General features: G+C 64.0%; 25 protein-coding genes and 1 pseudogene. 24 read left to right on the forward strand and 2 right to left on the reverse strand.

The genetic code is table 11. The annotated features are described in order from the left end of the window. Positions 1-329 precede the first annotated feature (329 nt). From D8Y23_RS13155 to D8Y23_RS16845, 6 genes are all read left to right on the forward strand, one after another. Positions 330-578 (forward strand): glutaredoxin family protein, encoded by a 249-nt coding sequence (locus tag D8Y23_RS13155; RefSeq protein ID WP_128218576.1) that lies wholly within the window; start codon positions 330-332, stop codon positions 576-578. Positions 579-680: 102 nt separating this feature from the next. After that, a complete protein-coding gene (locus D8Y23_RS13160; protein ID WP_076677879.1) occupies positions 681-917 on the forward strand; it encodes a hypothetical protein in 237 nt (78 codons plus the stop codon). Positions 918-1,042: 125 nt separating this feature from the next. Then, positions 1,043-1,699 carry a ParA family protein gene (locus D8Y23_RS13165; protein ID WP_076677877.1) on the forward strand — a complete coding sequence of 219 codons (657 nt, stop codon included), beginning with the start codon at positions 1,043-1,045 and terminating at the stop codon, positions 1,697-1,699. Between the two features lie 10 nt (positions 1,700-1,709). Then, a complete protein-coding gene (locus tag D8Y23_RS13170) occupies positions 1,710-2,087 on the forward strand; it encodes a ParB family protein (protein ID WP_076677875.1) in 378 nt (125 codons plus the stop codon). Position 2,088: 1 nt separating this feature from the next. Next, positions 2,089-2,604, forward strand: a complete 516-nt coding sequence (locus D8Y23_RS13175; protein ID WP_076677873.1) for a hypothetical protein — start codon at positions 2,089-2,091, stop codon at positions 2,602-2,604. Then, a complete protein-coding gene (locus D8Y23_RS16845; RefSeq protein WP_164878236.1) occupies positions 2,601-2,759 on the forward strand; it encodes a hypothetical protein in 159 nt (52 codons plus the stop codon). The genes D8Y23_RS13175 and D8Y23_RS16845 overlap by 4 nt, the downstream gene beginning before the upstream one ends. Positions 2,760-3,275: 516 nt before the next feature. On the opposite strand, the gene D8Y23_RS13180 is transcribed toward D8Y23_RS16845, so the two are convergent. Continuing rightward, a complete protein-coding gene (locus tag D8Y23_RS13180) occupies positions 3,276-3,524 on the reverse strand; it encodes a hypothetical protein (RefSeq protein WP_076677871.1) in 249 nt (82 codons plus the stop codon). Between the two features lie 77 nt (positions 3,525-3,601). Here D8Y23_RS13180 and D8Y23_RS13185 point away from each other — a divergent pair, with 77 nt between their 5' ends. From D8Y23_RS13185 to D8Y23_RS13270, 18 genes are all read left to right on the forward strand, one after another. Next, entirely contained in the window at positions 3,602-3,844 is a 243-nt protein-coding gene (locus tag D8Y23_RS13185) for a DUF305 domain-containing protein (protein WP_083709110.1), read from the forward strand. A gap of 263 nt (positions 3,845-4,107) precedes the next feature. Beyond that, on the forward strand, positions 4,108-4,488 hold the full coding sequence (locus tag D8Y23_RS13190; RefSeq protein WP_083709113.1) for an ArsR/SmtB family transcription factor: 381 nt from the start codon (positions 4,108-4,110) through the stop codon (positions 4,486-4,488). Next, complete coding sequence (locus D8Y23_RS13195; protein ID WP_076677867.1) at positions 4,488-5,429, forward strand: cation diffusion facilitator family transporter; 942 nt, start codon at positions 4,488-4,490, stop codon at positions 5,427-5,429. The genes D8Y23_RS13190 and D8Y23_RS13195 overlap by 1 nt, the downstream gene beginning before the upstream one ends. 111 nt (positions 5,430-5,540) lie before the next feature. Next, entirely contained in the window at positions 5,541-5,975 is a 435-nt protein-coding gene (locus D8Y23_RS13200; protein WP_076677865.1) for a hypothetical protein, read from the forward strand. A gap of 79 nt (positions 5,976-6,054) precedes the next feature. Continuing rightward, the gene (locus D8Y23_RS13205) at positions 6,055-6,723 is read left to right on the forward strand and encodes a DsbA family protein (RefSeq protein WP_076677862.1); all 669 of its coding nucleotides are present in this window, start codon (positions 6,055-6,057) and stop codon (positions 6,721-6,723) included. A 32-nt stretch (positions 6,724-6,755) separates the two neighbouring features. Further along, positions 6,756-7,724 carry an NAD(P)-binding domain-containing protein gene (locus tag D8Y23_RS13210; protein WP_239278268.1) on the forward strand — a complete coding sequence of 323 codons (969 nt, stop codon included), beginning with the start codon at positions 6,756-6,758 and terminating at the stop codon, positions 7,722-7,724. Positions 7,725-8,147: 423 nt separating this feature from the next. Then, positions 8,148-8,690 (forward strand): signal peptidase II, encoded by a 543-nt coding sequence (locus D8Y23_RS13215; protein ID WP_083709109.1) that lies wholly within the window; start codon positions 8,148-8,150, stop codon positions 8,688-8,690. Further along, positions 8,687-9,019 carry a DUF6804 family protein gene (locus tag D8Y23_RS13220; RefSeq protein WP_076677858.1) on the forward strand — a complete coding sequence of 111 codons (333 nt, stop codon included), beginning with the start codon at positions 8,687-8,689 and terminating at the stop codon, positions 9,017-9,019. Before D8Y23_RS13215 ends, D8Y23_RS13220 begins: the two co-directional genes overlap by 4 nt. Next, complete coding sequence (locus tag D8Y23_RS13225) at positions 9,016-9,603, forward strand: TlpA family protein disulfide reductase (RefSeq protein WP_076677856.1); 588 nt, start codon at positions 9,016-9,018, stop codon at positions 9,601-9,603. The genes D8Y23_RS13220 and D8Y23_RS13225 overlap by 4 nt, the downstream gene beginning before the upstream one ends. Then, positions 9,600-10,367, forward strand: coding sequence for a cytochrome c biogenesis CcdA family protein (locus D8Y23_RS13230; RefSeq protein ID WP_076677854.1), 768 nt, complete (start codon positions 9,600-9,602; stop codon positions 10,365-10,367). Before D8Y23_RS13225 ends, D8Y23_RS13230 begins: the two co-directional genes overlap by 4 nt. A gap of 133 nt (positions 10,368-10,500) precedes the next feature. Continuing rightward, positions 10,501-12,036, forward strand: a complete 1,536-nt coding sequence (gene resB, locus D8Y23_RS13235) for a cytochrome c biogenesis protein ResB (protein WP_278100885.1) — start codon at positions 10,501-10,503, stop codon at positions 12,034-12,036. A 10-nt stretch (positions 12,037-12,046) separates the two neighbouring features. Beyond that, positions 12,047-12,973 (forward strand): cytochrome c oxidase assembly protein, encoded by a 927-nt coding sequence (locus tag D8Y23_RS13240; protein WP_076677849.1) that lies wholly within the window; start codon positions 12,047-12,049, stop codon positions 12,971-12,973. Beyond that, the gene (lnt, locus tag D8Y23_RS13245) at positions 12,970-14,535 is read left to right on the forward strand and encodes an apolipoprotein N-acyltransferase (protein ID WP_239278247.1); all 1,566 of its coding nucleotides are present in this window, start codon (positions 12,970-12,972) and stop codon (positions 14,533-14,535) included. Before D8Y23_RS13240 ends, lnt begins: the two co-directional genes overlap by 4 nt. A gap of 824 nt (positions 14,536-15,359) precedes the next feature. Next, complete coding sequence (locus tag D8Y23_RS13250) at positions 15,360-15,950, forward strand: copper resistance CopC family protein (RefSeq protein ID WP_239278236.1); 591 nt, start codon at positions 15,360-15,362, stop codon at positions 15,948-15,950. A 535-nt stretch (positions 15,951-16,485) separates the two neighbouring features. Beyond that, positions 16,486-16,812 (forward strand): M23 family metallopeptidase, encoded by a 327-nt coding sequence (locus tag D8Y23_RS17150; RefSeq protein ID WP_239278227.1) that lies wholly within the window; start codon positions 16,486-16,488, stop codon positions 16,810-16,812. Next, positions 16,809-17,261, forward strand: a complete 453-nt coding sequence (locus tag D8Y23_RS13260; protein WP_256334328.1) for a DUF4307 domain-containing protein — start codon at positions 16,809-16,811, stop codon at positions 17,259-17,261. The genes D8Y23_RS17150 and D8Y23_RS13260 overlap by 4 nt, the downstream gene beginning before the upstream one ends. 11 nt (positions 17,262-17,272) lie before the next feature. Beyond that, positions 17,273-18,256, forward strand: a complete 984-nt coding sequence (gene ccsB, locus D8Y23_RS13265) for a c-type cytochrome biogenesis protein CcsB (protein WP_239278206.1) — start codon at positions 17,273-17,275, stop codon at positions 18,254-18,256. 110 nt (positions 18,257-18,366) lie between these two features. Next, entirely contained in the window at positions 18,367-20,199 is a 1,833-nt protein-coding gene (locus tag D8Y23_RS13270; RefSeq protein ID WP_164878238.1) for a cytochrome c oxidase assembly protein, read from the forward strand. Positions 20,200-20,270: 71 nt separating this feature from the next. On the opposite strand, the pseudogene D8Y23_RS17325 reads toward D8Y23_RS13270, so the two are convergent. After that, positions 20,271-20,386: pseudogene (locus D8Y23_RS17325) on the reverse strand (cobalt transporter); the annotation flags it as partial.

Consider the following 20,386-nt stretch of genomic DNA (forward strand, 5'->3'; position numbering starts at 1 on the left):
ACCTCCAGAAGCGGCTGCGTCGCGTCGAGGGGGAACAGTACTAATCCCAGCAGAAGAGCATCATGGGACCCAGCGGCAGACGGAGCAGCCGCCGGCATCGGACGATCGGACGGAGCCGATCGGCAGTCAAGGCCTGTCGGCCCGTTCTTTTGCCGTGAAGCCTTCGGCAGCATACGGTCGACCACCCTGCGCGCCAGAGCTTTCGCGGCATATCCTCGCTCGCTTCGCTCCCTCCGGTATTCCACGGTCACTGGCACTACGGCCGCTCTTCCTAGCGGCGATAAATCGCCTTCACGGCAAGAAAACGATTGGGATGGGAGGATCACGAAATGGACAAGCTCACGGTCTACACGACGGGCCCCAGCTGCGGAAAGTGCTCGATGACCAAGATGATGCTGAAAGGCAAAGGCATCCCATTCGTCGAGGTCGACATCACTCAGAACCCGGCCGCACACGAGTACGTGACGGAAGAGCTCGGCTACAGCATGGCCCCGGTTGTCGTCGTGGCCGACGACGATCACTGGTGCGACATGCGCCCCGACCAGATCGACCGGATCGCCGCGAAGTTCGCCGCGTGATCCCCAGCCAAAACAGTACTAATCCCGTTACCACTAACCGAAAACACCCCTAATAGTACTAATAGGGGTACAGGCGCAAAGCGCACGACCGAAGGAGACACCATGGAGAAGATCGCCGTTACCCGCCTCGCAGACCTTCGCGCAGGGGACCGCCTCGTAAGCCTGGACGGCCGCGCATATATTCCGGTGCGGATCGTTGCGCAGGGGCTCGGGTGCATCGGCGCAGGAACCGTTCAAGGTGTGCGCCTGGTGAACCCGTTCCCAAGTAGCGACGTCGAGCACGTGTTCTACCCGTCGCAGATGGACGGGCACCGCATCGAGGTTGAGCGCAGCAACTAACCCTAATACCCCTAACAGTACTAATCCCGTTACTATGGAGTGAGATCCGAGACTCGCAGGGGTGCGCCGCCACGGCAAAGCGCACCCCTAAGAGTACTATTACCGTTACAAGGAAGGTGCCTCACATGACTCTTCGCATCCTCGCCGTCGTCGGGCAGAAGGGCGGCGTCGGTAAGACGACGACCGTCATGAACCTCGCCGCAGTGCTGTCAGATCATGCCCGCGTACTCGTCGTCGACGTCGACCCGCAGCGCAGCGCAACCGACTGGGCGGAGGCGGGAGGGGACAATGTGCCCTTCGACTTCGCTACCGAGTCAGACCCCCAAGTCCTCGCCGGTCTACGGCGCACCAACGAGTACGACGTGATCGTCGTCGACACCCCGGGAAGCTTGCGGGACACCGACGTTCTCGGCGCGGTCCTCGACAACAGCGATTTCGTCATCCTGCCCATGGAACCCGCGACCATGAGCGTGAAGCCCGCAGTTCGCGTCATTCGCCAGCTGATCGAGCCGCGGAACCTGCCCTACCGAGTCCTGGTGAGCCGTGTGAAGCGCGATCCCTCCGCGGTGCGCCGCAAAGACGACGCGCTCGAACTCCTCGACGAGATGCACCTCCCACGCTTCCGCAGCGTCATCCGCGAATACGTCATGCACACGGACGCACCGCTGACCGGGGAAGTGGTCACCACCTACCCCCGCAGCCGAGCCACCGCCAACGCCATCGACGACTACAAAGACCTCGCCCTGGAGCTCACGAGCCTCTGGGCCAACGGAAAGAGATAGGGGATCTCCCATGGCACGCAAAACCCTCTCCTCCCTCGTCGGGCGCCTCGAGGACGATCAGCCCGCTGAGACCCCACAGCCGGCGCCCGCCGCCGCCCCCGTGGAGAAGACCGCCGAGGCGGCCCCCGCGGCCGAGGCACCCGCGCCGAAGAAGCGCACCAAGTACCCGCCGAAGGTGTCGTTCTACCAGGAGCTTGAAGACACCGACCGCATCCGCGGTGCAATCCTGCACACGTTCGCACAAGAAGGGTTCCGCAACCTCTCGCAATTCCTCAACGCTGCCGCGATGAAAGAGGTCGAGCGCCTCGAGGCCAAGTACAACGACGGCAAGCCGTTCCCGCCCGTCAAGGCCCGCGAACTGCCCCAGGGGCGCCCAATGGGGGTATGACGTGAGCGCTCGAGCGCGGCGCGGCTGGGCGCTGGCCGGGATCATCCTCGCAAGCGGGGGTGTCGGATACGGCCTTCGCAGCGCCTTCCCGCCCTACCCAGCGCTGACCACACCCGTTGTCATCGACGAAGCTCTCTGGCGCGCGATTCTGAGCGGGCCCCCGATGGCCGGCGTCTTCGCTGTCATCGCCGCCGTCATCGCCTTCACTCCCGCCATCCGCTCAACCAAAATCGCCCGCGAGAACGCCGCGCGCGAACAGTGGTGGAACCGCGCGCAATGGGCCCTAGGGCTGGCCGCATCCGATGACCAGGAAGACCGCGAGGTCGCAAACGACGCCCTCCAGGCCCTGCTCGAGGACGCGACCCCCACCGAAGGCAAGATGATCTACCGCACGATCAAGAACCTTCAACGCCCAGCCGCCGTAGACACGCCCGCAATCGCGACGGAAAATAGACCGAGAAGGAAGGTGATCAGATGGCTCGGCATTCCCGCTCGTCCTTCACCGGACGCTTCGTGACATCGCACAAGGGCAGCCTCCAGCGCCGCATCGCGGCAGGCGAGGCCGACCCGATCAGCGATCGCGAGCGCGCACAGCTTCAAGAGATCCGCCAGACCTACATCCGCAGATTCGGCGTCGACCCCGAGGCCCAGACGGTCTCCAAGACCGCCTGACACGCGCTGAGAAGGGACCGTGCCCACGGGGCCGGTCCCTTCCTTCGTTCTCGAGCATCACCACATCAGCCGCTCGCACCGGATACATGCCGATCTTGCGCAAGGGAGAGCACGGTCCAGGGTGCGGCAACGCCGCATCGCATCGCGACGCGCAGCGCCCTTGACGGTGATCGACCGCGTGCCACGATCCCAGCATCCGGGGGAGGGGTGAATCACTTTCCGGACTCGCTCCCGGGGGCGCGCCCGAAGATGACTTACGGTCCATCTAGACATTTGTCTCATGGAGTCCGTCTTCGTTCTCAAAGGAGAAACGTCATGCCCCGACAGCGTCCGCAACCGCGGCCTTCCCTGATAAGTGAGCGTCCCGCCAGTTCCGACAACGCCCCTCACGCGGGGAGCTCGCCCCGTCGCCGGTCAACGCTGGCTGGTGGGAGCATTTTCGATCCCCCGTTTATGCCAACGGCACACGGGGACATTCCTGTGGCCGAAGGTGATGAGGGCCGAGCGCGATAGTCCTCACTTCCGGTTGCTCGTCGAGGGACCGGTGTGCTTGACGTACTCCGCCCAGGTGCATTCCACTGCGAGCTTCATCCCGTCCTCGGGAAAATAGCCGATTAGTTGCCGCTGAGCCGGATCGTCGTGAAACGTCACCGAGCGCAGCAGCTTCCGCCCCTGCACCTCGACCACGCGCACAATCGCGATTCGTCTGCTGCGGTCGAAGACGAGCCACACCCCCGGCTCGGGGGAGCGCTGCAGCTGAGACATCGGAGACCAAACCTGTACCACGCGCGGCCCTCACGCCCCGTTGACGGTCATGAGCCGTTGATCCCGCCACCGGCAGCATGGACCACGGCGGCGGCATGATGAGCGAAGACGACATGCAATCGCTCAAGCAGGCCACCGGAACCGACGCCGCCCGGCTGTTCCTCCAGCAGATGATCGAGCACCACCGCGGTGCCATCGACATGGCCCTGGAAGAAGCGACCAACGGCCAGAACAGCGACGCCGTCGCACTCGCCAACACCATCATCGAGGCGCAGACCTCCGAGATCGCCACGATGGAGGAGCTTCTCGCCACTCTCTGATCCCGCCCGGGGTGGGGCGCGGAAAGCCCACCGCGCCCCACCACCTGATCAGACGAAACGCACCCTGTGGCGCGACTACAACTACCACCGCGCGCCGGTCTCCGGCCCCGCGCCTTGTCCTTCACCACCCTCACCGCAATCGTCGCGCTTGCTCTGTGGGCGAGCATTCGGGTGGCCCACTGATCCGGCGAGAATGAGCATGGTTCCCAGTTGGATGCAGACGTGACGGACACGGCATTTGACGATATCATCGCTATGTGGCGATGAATAAAGAGGGTGGTCTACTCGATCCTGACGCGACCGCTGTGTACGCGCACCTATTCGACGCGCTTGGGGACCCCACGCGATTGGCGGTTCTCCAGCATCTGGCGTCCGGCGAGCATCGCGTCCGGGATCTCGTCCAGCACCTCGGATTGGCGCAATCAACCGTAAGTAAGCACCTCAGCTTCCTGCGGGACTGCCGACTAGTCACTGTTCGCTCGGAGGGTCGGGCTTCCTGGTTCGATCTTGCGCAACCTGTGGCGACTGCGGCTCTCATTAACGCCGCCGAACTCCTGCTGAGAGACACCGGCACGCGTGTCACGCTATGCGCTCACCTTCATCAGCCTGGTGAAGACTTCGCCCTTGGAACGGACGCGGCCTGATGGGCGCCGGTCACACGCACGCACCGTCTACCGGCGCGGCCGGGCATCCGACCGACCATCGGGCGCGTCTCTGGATTGCGTTTGCAATCACCGCGGCAATCGCCGTGACTCAAGCGGTTGGATCCTTCTTTACCGGCAGTCTTGCCCTCCTCACGGACACGGCCCACGCACTCACTGACGCATCCGGACTTCTCGTTGCACTCATCGCCGCGACGCTGGTGCTGCGGCCGGCTAGTGCGCGACGCACGTGGGGGTTCCGTCGCATCGAAGTTATCGCTGCCTTCGGGCAAGCGGCTCTGTTGATGGCGGTAGGGGGTTACACAGCCATCGAGGGGGTACGCCGGCTCTTCGAGCCCCCGGAGGTGCCAGCTGCGGAACTGCTGGGTTTTGGAGTCGTTGGGTTAGTCGCGAACGTCATCGCCATCTTCGTGCTGTCTTCCAGTCGCGGAGCTAACTTCAACATGCGGGCAGCGTATCTGGAAGTGCTGAATGACGCGCTGGGATCACTGGGGGTTATCGTCGCGGCTGTCGTCATCTGGACGACGGGTTTCTTTCAAGCGGACGCCATCGCCGGTCTTTTCATCGCCGCTCTCATCGTGCCGCGTGCGTTCAAGTTGCTACGCGAGACGTCGTCGGTGTTGATGGAGTTCACCCCCGACGGTTTGGACTTGGACGATGTGAGATCTCACATTCTCCAACTCGACCACGTCATAGACGTCCATGACCTACACGCCTCGACAGTCGCCACCGGCCTGCCGACAATCAGCGCGCATGTCGTGGTTGAAGACGAATGCTTCACGGACGGACACGCAGCCGCTGTCCTCAAGGACGTCAGAGCATGTGTGGCTCAACACTTCGAGGTGTCCGTGCTGCACTCCACCTTCCAGATTGAGACAGCCGACCTGCAAGATTCGGAACCCGGGGATGTCCGTCACGCTTAATCGCGGGCGCCGAACCGCTCGAACGGGCGTGTTCGCAGCCCGATCGCATATCGGCACACCGTCGGCCGTTCCCAGCCATTCGCCCAGAACCTCTCCGTACACTGGCTGCTGATGTATACCGACGCTCACGCCCGGCGCTCAGCGCTGGCGAAAGAGCACGGAGCGATAACGCGACTCATTACCATCATCGCCCTCGGGGCCCTCCTGCTGCTCGGAGTCGTGGCCCTCAACCATGGCGACAACGCCCCGGTAAGCGGTGTGGTCGCGACGGCATCTGACACTGCGCCGCACGACCCGGCCGCACCCGTCGCTACCTCTATCGTCGAGGCGAGCGTGTACGACGTATCGCCCGGAATGGCGCTGTGCGTTCTCGGCGTCGTCTGCGGATTCGTGCTGTACCTCGTTGTTCATCTCCTGGTGCGCCGCGGACCGGCTGGGATCACACTCGTCTGGCGCGCCCTCCCGCCGTCTTTGATCCACCCGGTGTCCGGCAGGCCTGAGGGCCACGCCCTCACAATCGCGCAACTGGGTATCTCTAGAACCTGACATCGGCACGTCGCCCCCGCGGCGACACTCATCCCGGGCAACCCGGGCTTTTCTTGTGCCGTCAAGTGTTGGAGTACCCATGAAAATCAACTGGAAGGCGACGGTCATTACCGCCGCCGTCGCCGTCGCGGTCGTCGCGGGGGCTGTCATCTATGTCCTAGTCGATCAGAACAACACCCGCGTTGCCGCCGAGGAACGGGGAGGAGGGTCGATAGCGGTTGTTAGAGACGACTCCCACGTCCTCGACGACGCCGGCGACGGCGCCATCACCATCGTGGAGTTCTTGGACTTCGAGTGCGAAGCCTGCGGCGCCTACTACCCCGTCGTCGAAGAGCTTCGTGTGAAGTATGAGGGACAGATCAACTACGTCGTTCGCTACTTCCCCCTTCCCGGCCACATCAACTCCGAAAACTCAGCGGTCGCTGCGGAGGCCGCGGCAGCCCAGGGACGCTTCGAAGACATGTACAACCGTCTCTTTGAGACGCAAGCACAGTGGGGGGAGTCTCAGCAAAGCCAAGCGGAGCTGTTCCGCTCGTACGCGACCGAGTTGGGCTTGGATATGACGGCCTACGACGAAGCTGTCGCCGACCCTGCCACTCTCGAGCGCGTTCGATCCGACCTCGACGACGGACGCGCCCTCGGCGTGGACCGAACCCCTACGTTCTTCGTCGACGGCGAACCTCTTGTCATTGAACGATGGAACGACCTTGAAAGTGCCATCACCACCCGCTTGGACGGCACCCCCTAGTGGCGGGCCTGTCACACCGACGAGTCATCATCGTGGGCGCAGGGCAGGCTGGATTGGCAACTGCAGCGGCACTGATCGCTCGCGGCATGGAACCGCAGCGTGACTTCGTGGTCATCGACAGTTCCGCGCGGGGACAACGCACGTGGAGTGCGCGCTGGCCTTCTATGCGGTTGCTCAGCAATGCTGAGCACTCCAGCTTCCCCCGCAGACCACTGGAGGGTGACCCGTATCGGTACCCCACCCCGGGAGACATCGAAGGCTATCTACACAGATTCGAAGCGGAGCTCGGGGTAAACCCCGTCTGGGGTGTCCAGGCCCTCGCCGTGACTCGCCACGGCAACGGCCCAACCCTGCTCTTGAGCACCACGGTTGGCGAAGTGCAGACCCGCAACGTCGTGTGCGCTACCGGCGCCGCAGCACGTCCCCGATTTCCGAAATGGGCCGCGGACGCCGAAGTCGAAGGAGTACAGATGCACACCAACGCCTACAGAACACCCGAGCAGATTCCGCGAGGCCGGGTACTTATTGTCGGCGGTGGTATCGCCGGGACGGAAGTTGCTTCCGACCTCGCGAAGTCGCACGACGTCACTCTGGCGGTCCGCACCCGACGGGCTGAAGCGCATCCGCGGCAATTCCCCACCCAGCCGCGCGTCTCACCGTGGCGGCGCGTGAAGATCGCCCCAGAACCCCTCTACGACGCCCTCCGAGATAAAGGCGTCTCCATTCGAGCCGAGACGATTGGGGTGGACGGGGCCAAGTTCGCCTTCGCGGATGGCTACCGGCAGGCCTACCAGTCAGTCGTGTTCGCCACCGGGTACGAAGCGGGCGACGAGTGGTTGCCCACGCAGCCGCAGCTTCAGCGACGCATCCCCACCGCGACGACGCTACCCGGTCTGTTCGTTGCCGGAATCCCCGTGCACAGCCAGGCCAGAGCTAACACCCTTCCCGGGGTATGGACGGACGCGGCTCGTATTGCCCGATTCATCTACGCCCGACCTTGAAAAGACCAATGAGATTCTTCCTCGTATCCAGACCTCGCCATCGCGCAACGCAGGTCACGGTGACGCTGTGCGCCACTGTCGCTCTTAGCGCCGCCCTCATCGTTGCAGGACCCGCCGCGCCGACCTTTGCTGTCGTGGCCCCGGCGCTGAGCTCGGCCATGGATGTCAGCTTCACCACTGCGCCTCTGAGCGTCGAACGTTCAGGAACCACCGTAACGAGCTCCGAGACTCCATCACCTGGGCACCAGACCCATCCTCATTCCACGGCCACCCCACGCGCGGACGGTCGAGGAGTGCCCACCGGCGGTGGCGAGGTCGCTCCCGTGCTGGGAGTCTCCGCGGTGGCGATGATTCTCGGCGGAGCGCTGGTCACGCTTCTGGTCACAGCGCGGCGAACCCGCCACCTCCGGAAGGGCCAAGAAGGTGACCGCTGAGAAGACGCGGCCGTTCGCCGTCGCCTGCATGGTGGCAGCGGCCGCGGTGTTGATAGACCAGTTCAGTAAAGCCATCGCCCTGACTGCGCTTGCCGACGGGAGACGGGTGCCCATTATTGGGGACGCATTCGGTCTGCAACTCGCCTTCAACCCCGGCGCGGTGCTGGGAACGGGCTCGGGCATGACCTGGGTTCTCACCTTGATAGGCGTGGCAGCCGTTGCCGGGCTTTTCGTCCTGGCGGCCCGCGCGCGAACGGTGGGATGGGCGGGTGGTGTGGGGCTATTCCTCGGTGGAGCTGTCGGCAACCTCATCGACCGTTTCATGTCGCCGCCAGGATTCGCAATCGGCCACGTCACCGACTTCCTTGCATACGGGCGTCTGTTCATCGGCAACTTGGCAGACGTCTTCCTCGCCGCTGGAGCGATAGCGGTTGCAGTGATGCTGATGCTCCGCCAACGCGCCCACAGTGGCACCAAGGTCGCGCCTGCCACACCACCCACGTTCGGGGTTCCCCCGGAGGACAAGCAATGAAAAAGACCAAGACGCCATCTCGGTATCAACGAAACGCCCTCGCCCCCGGTCTGATCGCCGCAGCCGCCCTGTTCGTGGCGCCAGCGCTGCTGGACAGCGGCTGGTTCACGCTTGTGCGCTTCATCGTGGCAATCTTGGCGCTCATCGTCGCCTCGTTCGCCTACCAGGAGCGGCAGCTGTGGTGGGTGCCGGTGTTTGCTGTGATCGCGGTGGCATGGAACCCGGTGCTCCCCATCCCCGCTGAAGGTGTTGTCTGGACCGCGGCGCAACCCGCAGCCGCAGTCGTCTTCCTTGTCGCGGGAGCCATCATCAAGAGGGAGCGGGCATGAATCGCAAACTCCTCGCCCTCGGCACGGCGCTCATCATCGTCGGCGTGATGAGCGGTTGCACCGCCACGACCCAAACAACGGACGCCGGCGCGGGCGCATCGTTCTCCGATGGGAATTTCCAAGTGGCCGAGATTGCCCCGTCGGACAGAGGCGAACCCGTTCAGTTCGAAGGCGTCATCGAAACCGGTGAAACCGTCACCAGCGACGACTACCGAGGTGAGGTGCTCGTGGTGAACTTCTGGTACGCCGCCTGCGGACCGTGCATCGTCGAGGCTCCCATGCTCGAGGAGGTCTTTCTGCGCTTCCAGAACGAGGAAGTCGACTTCCTCGGAGTGAACACCTACGACCAAGCTGAGACAGCACTCTCTTTCGCGCGCGAGAACAACGTCACCTATCCCAGCGTCATCGACGTCAATGACGGTCAGGTGAAACTCGCCTTCGCGCAACTCACCCCGATCCAGGCCACACCCACAACGCTCGTAATGGACCGCCAGGGTCGCCTCGCCGCCCGCATCATCGGCCAACTTCCCAGCGCGTCCATCCTGTCCACCATCGTCGCGGACACGCTGGCGGAGAGACCATGAGCGCCGGGGCGCTCGTCGTCGACGGCGCACTCTGGCTTGCCATCCCCCTCGCCCTGGTCGCCGGTCTCATCTCCTTCCTATCGCCCTGTGTCCTACCGCTGGTGCCCGGCTACCTCGGGTACCTCGGCGGTGTGGCCGCCCCTCCCACCTCCACAACCGGAGGAGACGGTGCGACGACGGTCACCACACGCCCGCGGCTCGTAGCAGGCGTCCTGCTCTTCATCGCCGGATTTACTGTGGTCTTCGTCGCCGTGACCGTCTTGGGGGGATTCTTCGGGGTGGCGCTCTCGCGCTACGCCGATCTCCTTACCCGCGTCTTCGGCATTGTGAACATCGTCCTGGGGCTGGTCTTCACAGGCGCAATCCGGCTTGGACAGCGTGGCATGCGTCCGACCCTCCGTCGTCGAGCCGGGCTCGTCGGCGCTCCGCTTCTCGGGTTCTCACTTGGTGTCGGCTGGACACCGTGCATTGGCCCCACACTCGCAGCAATCCTGTCCGTGTCGTGGAACCTTGGTGACCCCGCCCGAGCCGGGCTCCTCGGTCTGTCTTACTCACTCGGCCTCGGAGTGCCCTTCCTCGTACTGGCGCTCGGATGGGGGTGGGCTGCGCGGTCCGTCACAGTCCTCCGCACTCACATCCGCACACTCAACCTCATCGGAGGCGCCGTGCTCATCCTGCTCGGGCTGCTCATGGTGACGGGCGTGTGGACCTCGCTCATGTCACTTCTGCAACAGGTGGTAATCAATGTCCCCCTCCCGCTCTGATACCCGCCACGTCGATTCAGACCCGCGGCGGCCGGCGGACCATCCTGACGGGGCCCCGAACGATCAAGACGGCCCACAGGTAAAGCTGGATGGCAAAGGGTGGCTCCGCTGGACATGGCGCCAGCTCACCAGCATGCGCACCGCGCTCATCCTCCTGCTCTCCCTCGCCCTGGCCGCAGTACCCGGCTCACTGTTTCCTCAACGAGGCGCCGACCCCAACGGCGTCATCCAATGGGAGCGCAACAACCCCGAGTGGTTCCCGTTCCTCGACGCCGTCGGATTGTTCGACGTTTACTACTCGCCCTGGTTCTCGTCCATTTATCTGCTGCTGTTCGTATCCCTCATCGGGTGCGTCATCCCGCGGGCGAAACACCACTACCGCGCTCTCAAAGGACAACCGCCGCGCACACCCATCCGGTTCGCTCGACTCCCCGAACACCTCGAGCGAGCCATCCCCGGCGAGCATCTCACCCCCGCGGCAGCTTTGGATCTTGCCGAAACAGAACTCGCCCGGCGTCGCTATCGCGTCCGCCGCTACGACGGGAAGGGGTGGACCTCCGTTTCGGCCGAACGCGGGTACCTCCGCGAGACCGGCAACCTGCTCTTTCACATCGCCCTGGTCGGCGTGCTCGTCTCCGTCGTCGTCGGCAAGGCGTTCGCCTACACCGGCCAGCGCGTCGTGGTGGAGGGGACAACCTTCGTCAACACCCTCAGCGACTTCTCCTCCTTCGACCCCGGCCGTTTCGCGGACGGATCCAACCTGACGCCGTACTCCCTCACGCTGGACCGTTTCGACGTCACCTACCAGCCAGCAGGCTCCCCTGGCGGTGGGCAAGCGGGCGACTTCGCCGCCAACGTCACGATCAGATCCCCCGGAGCAGACGACCGAACCGAGCGGGTGGTCGTCAACTACCCCATCACTGTAGGGACCGACCGCATCCATCTCCTCGGAAACGGTTACGCGCCTACCCTCACCATCCGTGACGCGGAAGGTCAGATCGTTTATAGCGACTCACTACCCTTCCTCCCGCAAGACTCCAACATGACCTCACTAGGCGTCGTGAAAGTTCCGGATGGCTTGCCGCAGCAGCTCGGGCTGATCGGCTTTTTCTACCCCACACAGGACACCTTGCCCTCAGGTGCCGCCACCTCGATCTACCCCGACGTAATCAACCCCGTCATCACCCTCAACGCATTCGCAGGCGACCTGGGCATCGACGATGGAACCCCCCGTTCCGTCTACGCCCTGGAAGTTGACCAACTCACCCAGCTCACCGGCGGCAACACCGGACAGGAATCCATTGAACTCAGGCCCGGTACCACCGGTGCGCTGCCCAACGGGTGGGGCACCATCACCTGGGAGGAAGCCGACGGTGCTCCGGTGAAACGGTTCGCGTCCCTGCAGATCCAACGCGACCCCAGCAGCGGCTGGGTCCTCGCGTTCTCTGTGCTGGCCTGCGTCGGGCTGTTCACCGGACTTCTCATACCTCGCCGCCGAATCTGGGTGAAAGTCCACCACTCGGCGACCACAACCGACTCGACGATCCACGTGGAGTACGCCGCCCTCGCCCGAGGAGACGACCCGGGGCTTGCCCGCGCGGTCCAGCACCTAGCGGAGGCTCACACAGAAGTGTGTGAGCGGGCGAATACGGCCGCGCAGCCACGATAGGTCCACAGCTATGAACGCCCCCCTCGACCTTGGCGACTACCTGCTGCCCGCAGCGCACCCCTTTACCCTTTTGCCGGGCGCCGCAACGGTGATGGCCACCATCTACCTCCTCGGGGCGCTGCGTCTGTGGCGGCAGCATCGACGGTGGTCGGTGTTGCGCACGGTGAGCTTCGTCTCCGGCTGCGCAGCCCTCGCCGCCGTCACCGGCCTCGCTGTAGAGGACTACGGCAAAGCCCTGCTTTCGGTGTTCATGTTTCAGCAGCTGACATTGATGATGGCCATCCCACCGCTGCTCGTGCTCGGTTCCCCGGGAACCCTTCTGCTGCGTGCCACCCCGCACCGCGGCGTCGGAAAAAGTGTCCTCAAAGTGGCGCACGGCGCGTTGCGGTGGCGAGGGTCAAGATGGGCCCTAAGCCCCTGGGTCGCATTACCCGCCTACCTCGCGGCCTTCTACGGCCTGTACATCGCAGATCTGCTCGATCCCGTCCTAGCCCTCCCCGGCGGTCACACCGCCTTAGAATCGGCGTTCCTGATCAGCGGGATCCTGTTCACCATCCCGGTGCTCTCCACAGATCCACTACCGGTCCGCATGAGCCACGGAGGACGGGCACTCGACCTTTTCGCTGAGGCAGCGTTGCACGCCTTCTTCGGGGTGTTCCTCATGATGGCGACCAGTCTGGTAGTAGGAACATTCGCTGAATCGACCATTGCCCTAGGGATCGACCCCATCGAGGACCAACGCGTAGCCGGCGGTCTTGCATGGTCCTATGGCGAGGCGCCCACACTCATCATGATCCTGATCGTGATGCACCGGTGGTTCCGGCACGACTCCGTTCGTGACGCCGCCGCAAGCAGATGGGCGGACGCGCACGGGGATCCAGAGCTCGACGAGTACAACGAGTACCTGCGCCGTCTAGAGAAAGGCGGGTCCGCATGACAGCACTTCGAGGGGCAACCGGCGCGCTGCGCATGCCCTCTATGTGGACCAGCGGCACGGATTCCTTGCCCGTGACGGCGGCGTTGCCCTTGGCGGCAGCGGCGGGGTTGCTGATGGATGCGGCCACACCGGACCTCGGATGGTGGCCGCTTGCTTTCGTGAGCGTGACGATCCTGCTCGCGGCTCTCCTCGGAAGAGGCACGCTCGCTTCCTTCGTCGTGGGTTGCGTCTTCGGGGCCGTGTTCAACCTTGCCCACCTCGTATGGGTGGCGCAATTCCTCGGACCAGTGCCCTGGTTGGCCCTCAGCGCCCTGCAGACAGTCCTGATCGGTGTCAGCAGCATAACCATCACCCTCACCTACCGTTGGGTGAAGGTACGTAGGCTCGGCGGGGCCTTAGACCTGCTGGGTATCCCCGCGCTGGTAGCAGCCCTGTGGGCCGCGCGGGAAGTACTTGTCGGAATGTGGCCGTACTCGGGCTTCCCCTGGGCACGGGTAGGAATGACGCAAGTGTCGGGACCATTTCCTGAAGTGGCGTCCTGGGTGGGAACGACGGGTGTGACCTTCCTCGTCGTGGGCGTGTGCGCCGCCCTCGTGCAGGCCCTCAGACCGGGGCGTCGCACTCTGCGTGCCGGCGTGCCGGCGCTCGTGGGAGTCCTGCTCATGGCGGTCACACCCCAGTACGCCACCCGGAGTATCGGAACGTTCACCGTCGGGTGGGTCCAAGGCAACGGGCCGGCAGGCTATTTCGACGACCGCAACGAAGGCGACATGCTCCGAGCCCAAGCATCAACATCGAAAACGATTCGGGGCCAGCAGATGGACGTGCTCGCCTGGCCAGAGGGCTCCGTGGACATCGACCCGGCGTCTTCAGAACCCACACGTCGAGTGCTGAGTGAAATCTCCGCCGCGTACGGTGCCCCGCTCCTAATGAACGCCGCAACCACGAGAGGCGAGCAAACGTTCAACTCAACCATGCTGTGGACGACGGACGGTAGCGAGCAGAGCTACGACAAACTCAACCCCGTCCCGTTCGGCGAATACGTGCCCGACCGGTGGCTGTTTGAACGTCTCGCACCTGACCTTGTCAGTCTGATCCAGAGGGAGTACACCCCAGGCAGATCGGCGCCAGTGATGGATATAGGAGGCACCCGCGTCGGGCTGGCGATCTGTTTCGACGTCATCTACGACGACGTGATCTTCGATGCAGCACGGCAAGGCGCGCAGGTCTACATCTTCCAGACAAACAACGCCGACTTCCGCGGAACAGACGAGAACGTGCAGCAGCTCGCCATCGCGCGAATGCGAGCCATCGAAACCGGGCGCGCAGTGGTCAACGTCTCCACCGTGGGAACAAGCCAAGTGATCAACCCCGATGGGTCGACCGAAGAGACCATCGGGGTGGACACGGCCGCTGGCCGAGTGAGCGAGGTGCCGCTACGGGCGGGGATCACGCCGGCGAGCTGGCTCAGCCCCACCATCGAAATTGCAATGGTCGTTGCATCGGCCGGTGTGCTGTTGTGCGTTCGTCTGCGCATCCACGTTCGTGCGCGGAAACGGTGATGAGCTGGACAAACGGCAGACCGCATCGCGCACCCCGCGCGAGCAGCGCACGCTTGGCCTCCGATGCCAGGCTGCCCCGGCTTGGCTGTGACGGCCAGTTCGGATTGGTACCATCGCTGCGATGCCGGTAAGCACGGGACGCGCCCCACTTGGGGCCAGTACCGCCTCCGTCGTGAGAATGAGGATCATCGCCAGCCTCGTCCTAATCTTGATGTGTCTGCTCGCTGTATGGTCAAGCAGCCACTCTGATGCTTCCACGACCTCCGATGCGGCGTCCGCGACCCACACGTGGGAGAGCGATCAAGGTAGTCGAACAGTCCTCGATGAGCCCGCCGGTGACGTTGTCAACAGCCTGACGCAGGCTCTCCCAGCGGCGGCCGTAGCGCTATGCCTGGTAGGCGTGTGTGTGGCGGGAATGCTGCTGGAGCATCGCTTCCGTCTCATGCGGTCGAATCTCAATGTCATCCGCTCACCTCGACGCGATCAGCCTCACGTTTTACGTACCGTCCGCTCACACACCACGACGCTGAGCTTGACCGAACTGTCTCTCTCACGGACCTGACCCGTACCGGGGCTCCGAAAATCACACCTTCTCGGCTGATCTGACGCCAACGAAGTTGTAGTCGAACGCAACTTCCCACCCCTTCGGGCGCGGCCGTACAGGTGCACTCGGAGCGTTTCTGATCCGACGCTCGACGACTGCCGTGGGCGCCCAATCCCCGGGCGCCGCAGTCCCACTGAAAGACGCCATGCACACACTTTTCGCCCCCCGTTCGCCTCGCTGGTTCGCAGCCGCCGGCATTGCCGTGACGGCACTATCCCTGATGTTCGTTCTACCCGGTTCGCCGCCGGCTCGTGCTCACGACGCTTTGGTCCAGTCCTCCCCAGCAGCGGACTCAGTCGTCTCAGCGACGCCCGCTGAGGTGTCAATGACATACAGCGGGGAGGTCTTCGACGCCTCCAGCGCCATCGCGGTCGAAGTGATTGACTCCTCAGGAGCGAACGTTGCACTGACGCCTCCGGTCGTCGCTGACACGACGGTGACCCAGGCAGTGAAGCCAGTCACGTCTCCAGGCGTAGTCACGGTGCGATGGCGCGTGGTCTCCAGCGACGGTCACCCCATCAGCGGTGAGTACGCGTTCACGGTTGACGCTCCCGTAACGCCCACGGCGTCCGCCGAACCGGACCCCTCTGCAACCACGGGTGCCCCCTCCTCATCTGAGCAGAGCCCGGCCATCTCGTCGACACCAGAACAAAGCGCGACAGCAGACGCCGTGGCGGAGGTCGAAGAGCCACGGAGCGGAATCGGTCTTCCGCTGTTAGTGACTGGCGTCGCTGTCGTCATTCTGGGCGCGGCGGCGCTTGTGCTTTTCTCGTCCGGACGGCGTCGACGACAGCAGCAGGTGGGGCAGTGAAGGAACACCGTCAATGAGCAGTGAGATTTGGTCGACACACCAGTCACGCCCTCTAACGCGCAGGGAACGGCGCCACGCTGATGAGTTCAGGATGCGTGAGGCGCGGAGCTCCCACGGTCCTGAGGCCGCGCGCGCAATGCGCGCCCGCCCGCTTGTTGCGAGTGCGTTGGCGCTGGCGCTCATGTGTCCTCTGGCGCTGCCGGCGTACGCGGCCTCACCTGTCACGGACTCCGAGCCGACCTTGCAGCAAGCCGCTGCGGACGACTCACAACAATTCACCGTGTCCTCCGCGCTCCCCGCTTCGCCCCTGGACAGGCAGAGCTACGCAGCGACGTCTCAGGAAGAAATTCATCAGAAAAAGGCGCGAGAGGCTGCGGCGGCCGCGGCCGCCGCAGCACGCGCAGCTCGGCCCGCTACCACCTTCGCTGCTGAACGCGCAGTCCCCGTCCTCGCCGCCGGTAGCGGGGTTGTGCGCTGGCCATTGACCTCGACGTTCAGAGTCACGGACCAATTCGGAGCAAGAGGCGGGGCGCACATGGGCACCGACATGGTGACCGCGGGCGGCACGCCAATCTACGCGTCCGTGGCCGGGACAGTCGATGTCTCGAGCGAGAGCTATGGCGCCTACGGCGTCGCTGTCACCGTTGAGTCCGTCGTCAACGGCCAACGTATCCGGGCCGTCTACCCGCACATGCAGTACAACACCCGGCAGGTCGGCAGCGGCCAGGAAGTGCAGGCGGGCCAACTCCTCGGACTCGTCGGAAGCACAGGCCGCTCCACCGCAAACCACTTGCATTTCGAGGTGTCCGTCAACGACGTCACCGTGGATTCCCTGGCGTGGTTGGAAGCGAATGCTCAGTGACTAAACGCGCCATTACAAAGCGCGGCGGCAGGCGCCGCGCCGCACCGCAGCGAACGGCACTGCAAAAGAAACTCGACGATCGATACGGCCGCACTTCGCTTCCCTGGCGTCGCCGAGCTTTCTGGATCAGTGTTGCTGTGTTCGCGGTGGCTGCCATTGCCTACCTGGTCTGGATCACACTTCAAAATAGCTTGGACGACATCTCCATCGCCGAGACCGGCTACCTCGTCGTCGATGAGCGGGCTGTGACGGTGTCCTTTCAAGCCACCCCTCCCTCCGGCGCACGGTTCGCGTGCGCCATCCAAGCCCTGGACGAGGATTTCGGCGTCGTGGGGTGGCGGGTCGTCGAGTACGCCCCCTTCCCCGAGACCACTCGATCCTTCACCGAGCGCGTTCCGACTCTCGCCCTGGCAACCACCGGCACCGTCAAAGAGTGCTGGACAATCTAAGGATTCCACCCGTGACCGAATCATCCGCCCTCACCCTTGATGGGCTGTCCCTGCTGATGGTGTGGACGGCCATCGGCGTTTACGCGCTCGCCTTTGCGGCGTATGCCATCGACCTTGCCGTGCGCGTGTCTCGCGTCGAGGCGCCCGCTGCGGAACTCGTGACGGTCGGGGACGTGGCTCCACCGGTGGCGCCCCCGGCGGCCGCGGTGCAATTGCAAGTGCCGCCACGTGAGCGCGAACGTCTCGTATGGGCACGTATCGGAACCGCCCTCACCATTTTGGGATTCGCGCTGCAGCTGAGCGGGGATGTCCTCCGAGGCATCGCCGCAGCTCGTGTGCCGTGGGCGAACATGTACGAATTCGCACTCACCGGCACCCTTCTCATCGTCGGCGTGTTCCTTTTCGTCCTTCGGTGGTACGACCTGCGTTTCCTCGGCTCCTTCTTGCTTGGGATGGTCGTCCTTCTTCTGGGTGGTGCGACCTTGGCGTTCTACGTCGAAGTCACCCCTCTGATGGACCCGCTGCGAAGCGTGTGGCTTGTCATCCACGTCTTCGTGGCCTCCCTTGCGACTGCGCTGTTCGCCATCGCGTGCGGCCTGTCCGTGACGCAACTTCTGCAACACCGGCGCGAGAATCGCCCCTCCGTCAACACGCGGCGGGGCCTGCTTCGAACCCTGCCCACCTCTGAAGATCTGGAAGCCCTGGCTTACCGGTTCGCCATCATTGGCTTCATCTTCTGGACCTTCACCCTGATCGCCGGAGCCATCTGGGCAAACGACTCCTGGGGACGCTTCTGGGGTTTTGATACCAAAGAGGTGTGGACTTTCATCATCTGGGTGCTGTACGCCGGGTACATCCACGCCCGTGCCACCCGTGGATGGCGCGGTAACCGTTCTGCGTGGCTGTCCATCGTCGGGTTCGCTGCGGTGCTATTCAACTTCACTGCCGTGAACATGTTCTTTAAGGGTCTGCATGCCTATTCGGGGCTGAACTGATGCCTACTTCCGGCGCCAAGCTTGGGCGCGCCCACCCGACGGTGACGGTGGGGTCACCTGGCTCCACGCGGCTTCCGTCTCTGCAACCGCGCCGTTGGAACGTGTACCGCGTGATTGCGCTCATCATCCTCGTCGTCAGCGCAGTCGCTGCCTTGGTGTGCGCTCTCGCAGTCGGCGGTGGCGCTGCCCCCTTGCAACTAGCCGACGCAGGGCCCCTCGCAAGGTGGGGGCTGCCAGTGTCAAAGCTCGTCGTAAACATGAGCGCCGCGGGGATGGGAGGGGCGCTCTTTGTCGCCTTGTTCACGGTGCGCGTCGAACAGCGCGGGTTTGAATTGGCGTTGGATGTTGCCGCGGTATGTGCCGCCATCTTCACTGTGGCATCTGCTGCTACTGGCTTCTTCAGCTTCATGGTCATCTTCAACCCCGCGTTCAATGCCGGTCCCGAATTCGGGTCTCAGCTTGGCCGGTACCTCGTGCAGACCGAGGGGGGACGTGTGTGGTTGATGACGACCATCGCGGGTGCCATTCTCGCGGTGCTCACATTTGCGGTGCGTTCGTGGGGCGGGACAGCAACCGTGGCACTTCTCGCGCTGGCAGCGCTTGTCCCGATGGGAACACAAGGCCATTCAGGTGATGAGGCCTCTCACCAGCAAGCCACGACAGCCATCGTCATACACCTCATCGCCGCAGCGGTCTGGCTCGGTGGTCTGCTGCTGCTGGCGATCATTCGTTCCGTCACTTCCAAGAGTGAGATGGCGACAGTTCTGATGCGGTACTCCACCATCGCCGTTATTGCCTTCGCGCTCGTCGCGTTCTCGGGCACGGTTCGAGCCGCCATCGGCCTAGAAACTCTCGGTGCTCTCGCCTCCCCTTACGGCCTCATCCTCATCGTCAAGGTTGTAGCCCTCACCGCCATCGGTGTTCTGGGGGCGATCTACCGACTGCGTCTACTCCGAAGGATGCGCGCCAACCCCAGCGACGCCAAGACTTTCTGGCTGCTGTTGTGTGCGGAGTTGGGATTGATGGGGATGGCTAGTGGAGCGGCTGCCGCTCTCGCGAGAACACCGCCGCCGATTCTCCCCGAACCTGCAGGCGCGCTCACACCCGCTGAGGTACTCACCGGCGCTCCGCTACCTCCTGAGTGGACTATGTCGCGTTGGTTCACGGCGTGGAGCCCCGACCTGCTGTGGTTAGTTGCCGCCGTGCTCGGACTCATCTTCTACGTGAGCGCTGTGCTGCGGCTAAAGGCGCGTGGGTACCGATGGAACCCCTGGCGGGCGACCGCGTGGGTGGCAGGGACGCTCCTCTTGGTATGGGTCACTAGCGGAGCGTTGGGCGCTTACCGTAGCTACATCTACAGTGCGCACGTTCTTGGGATAGTCATTCTCCTTGTCGGGGTGGTGCCCCTTCTCGCAGCCGGGGCGCCAATCGAGCTCGCCCGCAAGGCAGCCCATCGCCGCGAAGACGGCAGCAGGGGAGGGTATGAATGGGCGCAGGTGCTCATGCATTCGCGAGGTGTGCGTTTCGCTTCGGCACCCGTGGTCGCTGTCCCGGCCACCGCGATGTTGATTTGGCTGCTTTTCAGTTCTGACCTCCTCCGTTGGACAGTAGGGGATCTCCTAGGGCGGCAAATGGCGACGGCAGCAACCCTCGTCGTGGGATCTCTGCTCGTGCGTGGCTTGATAGGTGGTGACGGGTCCAGCCGCCGGCCGACACAGATGAAGCTGCTGATGGTCGTCGGTTTAGCTGTGGCGATGGCGGTTGTATCTGTGTACATCTCTACTGCCGGTCTAGTAGCCGCCGACTGGTTCGGTGCGATGGGCCGCACCTGGGGTAGAGCACCAGCCGAAGACCAAGACTTCGGTGGAGTGGTGCTGGCTGCTGGCTCCGCGATCGCGGTCGTTCTGGGTGGGTGGGTGGTGTTCCTCTCCCGTGCGCGGTAGAACGACGTCCTAGATTCCTCATGCGGCGTGCGACAGAAGCCGTCATGGCTGATCTGAGGTGCTCTACCCGCTCAGCGGTGATGGTCGTCGTCGTGCTCTTCCTCGAGGAGCATTCCCACGGAGGTGGCGCAGGCGTCGCCGCGCCATGCCTCGATACCCTCTCGGATTGCGAAGGCGGCGATGACGA

It is taken from the genome of Microbacterium enclense, from assembly GCF_004022425.1.
GTDB lineage: Bacteria > Actinomycetota > Actinomycetes > Actinomycetales > Microbacteriaceae > Microbacterium > Microbacterium enclense_A.